Source organism: Pseudomonas sp. (genome assembly GCF_037994325.1).
In the GTDB taxonomy this organism is placed as follows: domain Bacteria; phylum Pseudomonadota; class Gammaproteobacteria; order Pseudomonadales; family Pseudomonadaceae; genus Aquipseudomonas.
In genome coordinates, this window is the sequence record NZ_JBBNAH010000247.1 from 1 (window position 1) to 8,888 (window position 8,888).

The 8,888-nt window shown below is 58.7% G+C and carries 12 protein-coding genes and 1 pseudogene; 7 read left to right on the forward strand and 6 right to left on the reverse strand.

The window, feature by feature from the left end:
- From AAAB16_RS08260 to AAAB16_RS08285, 6 genes and pseudogenes are all read right to left on the reverse strand, one after another.
- Positions 1 to 402: pseudogene (locus AAAB16_RS08260) on the reverse strand (RNA polymerase factor sigma-54); the annotation flags it as partial.
- A gap of 186 nt (positions 403 to 588) precedes the next feature.
- Positions 589 to 1,314: an LPS export ABC transporter ATP-binding protein gene (gene lptB / locus AAAB16_RS08265; protein ID WP_340662909.1), complete on the reverse strand. Its 726-nt coding sequence runs from the start codon at positions 1,312 to 1,314 to the stop codon at positions 589 to 591.
- Positions 1,314 to 1,886, reverse strand: coding sequence for a lipopolysaccharide transport periplasmic protein LptA (lptA, locus tag AAAB16_RS08270; protein ID WP_110616717.1), 573 nt, complete (start codon positions 1,884 to 1,886; stop codon positions 1,314 to 1,316). Before lptA ends, lptB begins: the two co-directional genes overlap by 1 nt.
- Positions 1,873 to 2,445, reverse strand: coding sequence for an LPS export ABC transporter periplasmic protein LptC (lptC, locus tag AAAB16_RS08275; protein WP_340662910.1), 573 nt, complete (start codon positions 2,443 to 2,445; stop codon positions 1,873 to 1,875). Before lptC ends, lptA begins: the two co-directional genes overlap by 14 nt.
- Positions 2,446 to 2,453: 8 nt before the next feature.
- A complete protein-coding gene (locus AAAB16_RS08280) occupies positions 2,454 to 2,978 on the reverse strand; it encodes an HAD family hydrolase (protein ID WP_110616715.1) in 525 nt (174 codons plus the stop codon).
- Positions 2,978 to 3,952, reverse strand: coding sequence for a KpsF/GutQ family sugar-phosphate isomerase (locus AAAB16_RS08285; protein WP_110616714.1), 975 nt, complete (start codon positions 3,950 to 3,952; stop codon positions 2,978 to 2,980). Before AAAB16_RS08285 ends, AAAB16_RS08280 begins: the two co-directional genes overlap by 1 nt.
- A 264-nt stretch (positions 3,953 to 4,216) precedes the next feature.
- Between AAAB16_RS08285 and AAAB16_RS08290 the strand changes: the two genes are divergently transcribed.
- The 7 genes from AAAB16_RS08290 (at position 4,217) to murA (ending at position 8,885) form a co-directional block, all read left to right on the forward strand.
- Positions 4,217 to 5,026, forward strand: a complete 810-nt coding sequence (locus AAAB16_RS08290) for an ATP-binding cassette domain-containing protein (RefSeq protein ID WP_110616713.1) — start codon at positions 4,217 to 4,219, stop codon at positions 5,024 to 5,026.
- On the forward strand, positions 5,026 to 5,826 hold the full coding sequence (mlaE, locus tag AAAB16_RS08295) for a lipid asymmetry maintenance ABC transporter permease subunit MlaE (protein WP_110616712.1): 801 nt from the start codon (positions 5,026 to 5,028) through the stop codon (positions 5,824 to 5,826). Before AAAB16_RS08290 ends, mlaE begins: the two co-directional genes overlap by 1 nt.
- A complete protein-coding gene (gene mlaD, locus AAAB16_RS08300; protein WP_110616711.1) occupies positions 5,826 to 6,293 on the forward strand; it encodes an outer membrane lipid asymmetry maintenance protein MlaD in 468 nt (155 codons plus the stop codon). Before mlaE ends, mlaD begins: the two co-directional genes overlap by 1 nt.
- Before the next feature lie 11 nt (positions 6,294 to 6,304).
- On the forward strand, positions 6,305 to 6,961 hold the full coding sequence (locus AAAB16_RS08305) for an ABC transporter substrate-binding protein (RefSeq protein WP_340662911.1): 657 nt from the start codon (positions 6,305 to 6,307) through the stop codon (positions 6,959 to 6,961).
- The gene (locus AAAB16_RS08310; RefSeq protein ID WP_340662912.1) at positions 6,951 to 7,262 is read left to right on the forward strand and encodes an STAS domain-containing protein; all 312 of its coding nucleotides are present in this window, start codon (positions 6,951 to 6,953) and stop codon (positions 7,260 to 7,262) included. The genes AAAB16_RS08305 and AAAB16_RS08310 overlap by 11 nt, the downstream gene beginning before the upstream one ends.
- 154 nt (positions 7,263 to 7,416) lie before the next feature.
- Positions 7,417 to 7,656, forward strand: coding sequence for a BolA family protein (locus AAAB16_RS08315; protein ID WP_110616708.1), 240 nt, complete (start codon positions 7,417 to 7,419; stop codon positions 7,654 to 7,656).
- A 23-nt stretch (positions 7,657 to 7,679) separates the two neighbouring features.
- The gene (gene murA / locus AAAB16_RS08320) at positions 7,680 to 8,885 is read left to right on the forward strand and encodes a UDP-N-acetylglucosamine 1-carboxyvinyltransferase (RefSeq protein WP_340662913.1); all 1,206 of its coding nucleotides are present in this window, start codon (positions 7,680 to 7,682) and stop codon (positions 8,883 to 8,885) included.
- The last annotated feature ends 3 nt before the right edge of the window (positions 8,886 to 8,888 follow it).

Genomic DNA, 8,888 nt, shown 5'->3' on the forward strand with positions numbered 1-8,888 from the left:
GTCCCACTCGTCATCGTCGTTGCTGGGCAGGCTGCTGGCGCTGGTTTGGTAAATGTCTTCCCAGGCGGTATCGACGGGAAGCTCATTGGGGATGCGTTCGTTCCACTCGCCTTCTTCCAGGTTGTCGACGGTCGGCGCCGAGCTTTCCTGGTAGCTGGTCTCCTGATAGGACTCTTCGCTGTTGGGCGCGGGCGGTGCGCTTTCGGCACCGTCGGCCAGCGGGTCGCTATTGTCGAAGTCCTCGCCTTCTTCTTGGCGTTCGAGCATGGGATTGGACTCCAGTGCCTCTTGGATCTCTTGTTGCAGATCCAGAGTGGACAGTTGGAGTAAGCGGATGGCTTGTTGCAGCTGCGGTGTCATCGTCAGCTGCTGGCCCATTTTTAGGACGAGCGATGGTTTCATGGAGGGGGCTTAAGACCTTATTCGCCGGCGCATACGCGCTTCCACAACGAGGGCGCCGGGGCGCCACCAGGAAGCAAATTATATGCCTAACTCTGAGGGGTTTGCCTAGCCCTCAATCGAAGTCTGTAGTGGGGATCTGTGAATGACTACAGAAGGCGCCTACAACCAGGCGCCTGTAGCCAGCCCCTACAGACGGAACTCGTGACCCAAATAGACTTCTTTCACCAACTGGTTGGCCAGAATGGTGGCCGAATCACCCTCGGCGATCAGTTGACCGTCGTTGACGATATACGCGGTTTCGCAGATATCCAGGGTTTCACGCACGTTGTGATCGGTGATCAACACGCCAATGCCTTTGGCCTTGAGGTGGTGAATGATCTGTTTGATGTCGCCCACCGAAATTGGGTCGACACCGGCGAACGGTTCATCCAGCAAAATGAATTTCGGCGCAGTGGCCAGGGCGCGGGCGATTTCCACGCGTCGACGTTCACCACCGGAGAGGCTCATGCCGAGGTTGTCGCGGATATGGCTGATGTGGAATTCCTGCAGCAGGCTTTCCAACTCTTTGCGCCGGCCGGCGCTGTCGAGCTCTTTGCGGGTTTCCAGAATGGCCATGATGTTGTCGGCTACCGAGAGCTTGCGGAAGATCGACGCTTCCTGCGGCAGGTAGCCAATGCCGGCGCGCGCGCGGCCATGCATGGGCAGGTGGGTGACGTCGTCCTGGTCGATCAAAACGCGGCCCTGATCAGCATTCACCAAGCCTACGATCATGTAAAAGCAGGTGGTCTTGCCGGCGCCGTTAGGGCCTAGCAGGCCAACGATCTGGCCGCTTTCGATCGACAGGCTGACATCACGAACCACCTGGCGGCCTTTGTAGGCTTTGGCCAGGTGCTGGGCTTTAAGAGTCGCCATTACTGCGCCTGTTTGTCGGCTGGCTGGGCGCCAGCGGGTTTGTTCTTGGGCTGGATAACCATGTCGATACGCGGGCGCGGGCTGGTCACGTTGGCGCCATTGGCGCGGCCGGCGTTAACGATCTGGCGCTGGGTGTCGTAGACGATTTTCTCGCCTTCGAAGGTGTTGCCTTCTTGAATCACCTTGGCCTGGTCGATCAGCACAATGCGGTCTTTGGCGGCGAAATACTGGATGGTCAGGCCATAGGCTTTGACGATCTGTTTATCCACAGCCGGTTTCTGTTCGTAGTAGGCCGGGTTGCCCACGGCGGTAAACACTTCGATGTCACCGCTGGCGTTTTGCGTGATGGTCACGGTGTTGCCGGTGATCTTCATGCTGCCCTGGGTAATCACCACGTCACCGCGGTATACCGCCACACCTTTTTTGTCGTCGAGCTCGGCGCTATCGGCTTGTACACGAATCGGCTGGTCGCGGTCGGTGGGCAATGCCCACGCGCTGGAGCTGGCAATTGCCGCGCCCAGGCTCAGGAGCAGGGATAGGGTGTGAAGGGAAAATTGGTTAACGAACCTCATGCTGGCCTCTTACGTTGGACAGCAGGAGCACCCGGCTGTCTTTCAAATACGCTTTCATTCCATTAGCCGTGGTCACTCCATTGGCGGCCTCGATTCTAACGGCTTGCTGGGTCTGCGCAAATTCCTTGTCCGGGAACACGGTCATGCGACTGCTGGTAATGATGGTGGGGCGATCTTTTTCATCGGTGCGGGCAATGCGGACGTTGTCGATCAGTTCGACCTCAGTGCCGCCTGGCGACACCTCGCCACGGTCACTTTGTACATGCCACGGCAGCGGTGAGGTCTCGCGGTACAACAGCAGGTCCGGTTTGCTCACCAGGCTCTTGTCGCTTTCTTTCAGGTGTTCAACTTTGTCGCTGGTCATCTCGTAGCGCAGCGTGCCGTCGAGTTGGTATTCGGTGGTTTTTGCGTTGATCACGTAAAAATCCACGGCATTGTCGGCAGTCGCCTGGGGCTTCTGTTCCAGCAAGCTCTCCGGGTTGAGGTTCCAGTAGCCGAGGGCGGCGACCAGCAAGGCCGCCAGGCCGAACGATAGGGTAAGAAGCAATTTGCGCAGCATAGTCGACTCTATAAATAAGCGGCTTGAGCCGCGTCGAGATTGCCCTGCGCTTGCAGGATCAGCTCGCAAAATTCACGTGCAGCGCCTTCGCCGCCGCGAGCTTGGGTCACACCATCGGCGTGTTGGCGAACAAAGTCATTGGCGTTGGCGACAGCCATGCCCAAGCCCGCACGACGAATTGCCGGAAGGTCCGGCAGGTCATCGCCCAAATAGGCGACGTGTTCATAGCTTAGGCCGAGTTCGGCAAGAAGCTCGTCGAGCACCACCAGCTTGTCTTCGCGGCCTTGGTACAAATGATGGATGCCAAGGTTTTGCGCGCGACGTTCCACCACCGGGCTTGAGCGGCCAGTGATGATCGCGGTGCGTACACCCGAGTTGATCAGCATCTTGATGCCTTGACCGTCCAGCGTGCTAAAGGTTTTGAACTCGCCGCCATCTGGCAGGAAGTAAATCTTGCCGTCGGTGAGCACACCGTCCACATCAAATACGGCGAGCTTGATGGCCTTGCCGCGCTGCAATAGGTCGTTACTCATCACATCACTCCCGCGCGCAGCAGGTCGCCCAGGTTGAAGGCGCCGATAGGGTGGTCCTGCTCGTCGACCACAATCAGCGCGCCGATTTTGTGGTCTTCCATGATCTTCAACGCTTCGGCCGCGAGCATATCCGGGCGTGCTGTCTTGCCGTGCACGGTCATGACTTCGTCGATGGTGGCCAGGCGAATATCCAGGTCGCGGTCCAGGGTGCGGCGTAAGTCGCCGTCGGTGAAGATCCCGGCCAGGCGGCCATCGTCTTCCAATACGGCGGTCATGCCCAGGCCTTTGCGGGTCATTTCCATCAGCGCGTCGCGCAGCAAGGTGCCACGTTGCACCTTGGGCAACTGCTCGCCGCTGTGCATCACGTTTTCTACTTTCAACAGCAGGCGGCGGCCGAGGGCGCCACCTGGATGGGAAAAGGCGAAGTCTTCAGCGGTAAAGCCACGGGCCTCGAGCAGGGCGATGGCCAGGGCGTCGCCGAGCACCAGAGAGGCGGTGGTGGAGGAGGTGGGCGCCAGATTCAACGGGCACGCTTCCTGGGCCACGCGCGCATCAAGGTTGACCTCAGCGGCTTTGGCCAGCGGCGAATCAGGGTTGCCGGTCATGCTGATCAGGGTAATACCCAGGCGTTTGATCAGCGGCAGTAGGGTGACGATTTCGGCGGTGGAGCCGGAGTTGGAGAGGGCAAGCACCACGTCATCGCGGGTGATCATGCCCATATCGCCATGGCTGGCTTCGGCTGGGTGAACAAAAAAGGACGTGGTGCCGGTGCTCGCCAAGGTGGCGGCAATCTTGTTGCCGATGTGGCCGGACTTGCCCATGCCGACCACCACTACACGGCCTTTACTGGCCAGAATCAGTTCGCAGGCTTTGACAAAAGCCGCGTCAATACGGGGAAGCAGACCTTCTACGGCCTCGATTTCAAGGCGGACGGTGCGCAGTGCCGATTGGATCAGATCGTTGGTCTGGTTCATAACTAAAGACAGTGGCCGCGTGAAAAGCCGGGGATTATAGCGGTAAAGCCCGCCCGGCTCACCCTTGAATGTTGGCGCGTGCGTGCAGCATCGACTTGGTCTCACTTCGCCTGCGCCATTATGGGTTTGCCGTTGCAGATGTTTCCGCCTTGGGCGTGGCTTGATGCCGGTGATATAGTTGCCGCCCTATCCGGCATGTTCATTTGTGTGGTGTCCCCACCATGAAGCATGGCGTCTGATAGGCGGCTGCACCAAGGAGTTCAGATGAGTGCCGATCACGCCTACGCGGTCGAGCTGAAGGGTGTGTCCTTCATGCGCGGTTCGCGCAGCATTTTCAAGAATGTCGATATTTCCATCCCTCGCGGCAAGGTCACCGGCATCATGGGGCCTTCCGGGAGTGGTAAAACCACTTTGCTTCGTTTGATGGGCGCTCAGCTGCGGCCCAGCAGTGGCCAAGTGTTGGTCAACGGCCAGAACCTGCCCGAGTTGTCGCGCAGCGACCTGTTCGATATGCGCAAGCAAATGGGCGTGCTGTTCCAGAGCGGCGCGCTGTTTACCGATCTCGATGTGTTCGAGAACGTGGCCTTCCCGCTGCGTGTGCACACCCAATTACCCGAAGACATGATCCGCGACATCGTGCTGATGAAGCTGCAGGCCGTTGGCTTGCGTGGCGCCATTGAACTGATGCCGGACGAACTCTCGGGCGGTATGAAGCGCCGGGTTGCCCTGGCCCGCGCCATTGCCCTGGACCCGCAAATTCTGATGTACGACGAACCCTTTGTCGGCCAAGACCCGATGGCCATGGGCATTCTAGTGCGCCTGATTCGTCTGCTTAACGATGCCCTGGGTATCACCAGTATTGTCGTCTCCCATGACTTGGCCGAAACCGCCAGCATCGCCGACTACCTATATGTAGTCGGCGACACCCAGGTGCTCGGCCACGGCACGCCGAAAGAATTGATGGAGTCGGATGATCCGCGCATTCGCCAATTTATGAAGGGCACCGCCGACGGTCCCGTGCCGTTCGATTTTCCGGCTGCGGACTACCGCGACGACCTGTTGGGGACGCGTTGATGCGCAAAAAATCCATTAGCGAACGTATTCGCCTGCTGGGCCGTGCCGGCATCGACACGGTCGGCTCGCTGGGTAGCTCCACCGTTTTTCTGCTGCGCTCGTTGTTTGGTCGCGGCAATGTCGGTAACGGTTTTGGTCATTTGTTGATCAAGCAGCTGTACTCGGTGGGCGTGATGTCCATGGTCATCATCGTCGTCTCCGGGCTGTTTATCGGCATGGTGTTGGCGTTGCAAGGCTTTAACATTTTGTCCAGCTACGGCTCGGAGCAGGCGGTGGGGCAGATGGTTGCCTTGACGCTATTGCGCGAGCTCGGTCCGGTGGTGACGGCGCTGCTGTTCGCCGGCCGCGCCGGTTCAGCACTGACTGCCGAGATCGGCAATATGAAGTCCACCGAGCAGCTTTCCAGCCTGGAAATGATCGGTGTCGACCCGCTTAAATACATCATCGCCCCGCGCCTATGGGCTGGCTTTATCTCGCTGCCGCTGCTGACCATGATCTTTTGCGTGGTCGGTATCTGGGGCGGCGCCATGGTAGCGATTGATTGGCTGGGCGTGTTTGAAGGGTCGTTCTGGGCCAATATGCAGAACAGCGTGTCCTTTGAGAAGGATGTGCTCAACGGCCTGATCAAAAGTATCGTGTTTGCCTTTGTGGTGACCTGGATTGCCGTATTCCAGGGTTATGACTGTGAGCCCACGTCCGAGGGGATCAGCCGCGCCACCACCAAAACAGTGGTTTATGCCTCGCTTGCCGTGCTGGGCCTGGACTTCATCTTGACCGCCCTGATGTTTGGAGATTTCTGATGCAAAACCGCACCCTGGAAATTGGTGTCGGCCTGTTCCTCTTGGCCGGTCTGTTGGCCTTGCTGCTCCTGGCATTGCGCGTCAGTGGCCTGACGGTTGGCACAGGGCAGGACACCTATAAGCTCTACGCCGATTTCGACAACCTCGCCGGGCTTACCGTGCGCGCCAAGGTCACCATGGCCGGCGTGGGCATCGGCAAGGTCACCGCCATCGACCTGAATCGCGACACTTTCACCGGTCGTGTGACCATGGAGCTGGAAAAGCGGGTGGATAACCTGCCGGTGGACTCCACCGCGTCTATCCTGACTGCCGGTTTGCTGGGTGAAAAATACATCGGCATCAGCGTCGGCGGCGAAGAAGCGCTGCTTAAGGATGGCGGAACCATTCAAGACACCCAGTCGTCGTTAGTACTGGAAGACTTGATCGGTAAGTTCCTGATCAACTCGGTTAACAAAGAATCCAAGTGAGGAATTCGAGCATGTTGAGCGCTCTGCGTCGCGGTCTGCTGGTGATGTTGGCGGTGTTTCCACTGGTTGCCTCGGCCGGCCCTGCCGCCCAGGACATCGTGCAGAGCACTACTGACCAACTGTTAAGCGACCTCAAGGCCAATAAAGACCAGTACAAGGCCGACCCGCAAAAATTCTACGACTCGCTGAACCGCATCATTGGTCCAGTGGTGGATGCCGACGGCATTTCCCGCAGCATCATGACCGTCAAGTATTCGCGCAAAGCCACGCCGGCGCAGATGAAGCGTTTTGAAGAAAACTTCAAACGCAGCCTGATGGAGTTCTACGGCAACGCCTTGCTGGAGTACAACAACCAGGACATTCGCGTACTGCCAAGCAACGCCAAGCAGTCCGACCCGGACCGCACCAGTGTGAATATGGAGGTACGTGACACCAAGGGCACCGTGTACCCGGTCAACTACACCATGACCAAGGTCAACGGTGAGTGGATGCTGCGTAACGTGACCATTAACGGCATCAACATTGGCAAGCTGTTCCGCGACCAATTCGCCGACGCCATGCAGAAAAACGGCAACGATCTGGACAAGACCATCGACGGTTGGGCGCAGGTGGTGGCTAACGCCAAAAATACCGAAGACGGGCAAAAGGCTGCAGGTCATGACGACTGATAGCGGCGTTTACCAACAGGCCGACGGCGTTTTGCAGTTGGTTGGTGTGTTGGATTTTCGTACCGGTGCGCAGTTGCGCGCCGAGGGCGAAAAGCTGATTCGTGCTTCTAGCGCCACTACAGTGGTCGTCGATTGCGCGGCGGTTGAGCACTCCAGCAGTGTCGGTTTGTCGCTGCTGCTGGCTTATATGCGTGTTGCCCAAGGGGCAGGAAAAACTCTGTCGGTGCGAAGTTTGCCGGTGGAAATGCGCCAGATTGCCGAAGTGTCCGGGCTGCTGGACATTCTGCCGCTACAGGCGTGAGATGCCGGGCGGGGCGCTAAGCCGCGTCATTCCTATTGGCAGCGCACAAAATCTATCGCCCCTTGTCAGTGTTCCGTTTTCCGGGGTTCGCAGGCGGGGGGCTTTTTTGTATCATGGCCGACCCGCGCGCGTAGGGCGCCGATTGAGGTTTAGCATGCAGGCCATAGAAGTAAAAAGCCTCCTTGAGGAAAAGCTGTCCGATACCGAGGTCAACGTGGAAGGCGAAGGCTGTAATTTCCAGTTGAACCTGATCAGCGACGAGCTGGCGGCCCTGAGCCCGGTCAAACGTCAGCAGCAAGTCTATGCCCACCTCAACCCGTGGATCGCCGATGGCAGCATCCATGCGGTTACCATGAAATTCTTCAGCCGCGCCGCATGGGCCGAGCGTTCCTAAGCCCACGGGCGACGAGACTTCTAATGGATAAATTGATTATTACCGGCGGCGTTTGCCTCAATGGCGAAATCCGCATCTCCGGGGCGAAAAACTCCGCCCTGCCGATTCTGGCTGCAACCCTGCTGGCCGACGCGCCAGTGACCGTGTGCAACCTGCCGCACCTGCACGACATCACCACCATGATCGAACTGTTCGGTCGCATGGGCATTGAGCCGGTGATCGACGAAAAACTCAGCGTTGAAGTCGATGCTCGCGCGATCAAAACCCTGGTGGCGCCGTACGAGTTGGTGAAAACCATGCGTGCGTCGATCCTAGTGCTGGGCCCGATGGTTGCCCGTTTCGGCGAAGCTGAAGTGGCATTGCCTGGCGGTTGCGCCATTGGTTCGCGTCCGGTTGATTTGCACATCCGTGGCCTGGAAGCCATGGGCGCGATCATCGACGTGGAAGGCGGCTATATCAAAGCCAAGGCTCCTGAAGGTGGCCTGCGCGGTGCGCACTTCTTCTTTGATACCGTCAGCGTGACCGGTACCGAGAACATCATGATGGCCGCCACCCTGGCCAAAGGCCGCAGCGTGCTGGAAAACGCCGCGCGCGAACCGGAAGTGGTCGACCTGGCGAACTGCCTGATCGCCATGGGCGCCAAAATTACCGGTGCCGGCACCGACACCATCACCATTGATGGCGTTGAACGCCTTGGCGGCGCGCGTTACAGCGTTATGCCAGACCGTATCGAAACCGGCACCTACCTGGTGGCCGCTGCTGCTACTGGCGGCAAGGTGAAGTTGAAAGACACCGACCCCACCATTCTTGAAGCGGTGCTGTTGAAGCTGCAGGAAGCGGGCGCCGAAATCACCACCGGCCCGGACTGGATCGAGCTGGACATGAAGGGCAAGCGCCCGAAAGCGGTGAACCTGCGTACCGCACCGTACCCGGCGTTCCCGACCGATATGCAGGCGCAATTTATTGCCCTCAACGCTATTGCCGAAGGCACCGGCGCGGTCATCGAAACCGTGTTCGAAAACCGCTTTATGCACGTGTATGAAATGACCCGTATGGGCGCCTTGATTCAAGTTGAAGGCAACACGGCCATCGTCACCGGGACCAAAACCCTGAAGGGCGCGCCGGTAATGGCCACCGACCTGCGGGCTTCGGCCAGCCTGGTGATTTCGGCGCTGGTCGCCGAAGGCGACACCCTGATCGACCGCATCTACCACATCGACCGTGGTTAGGTG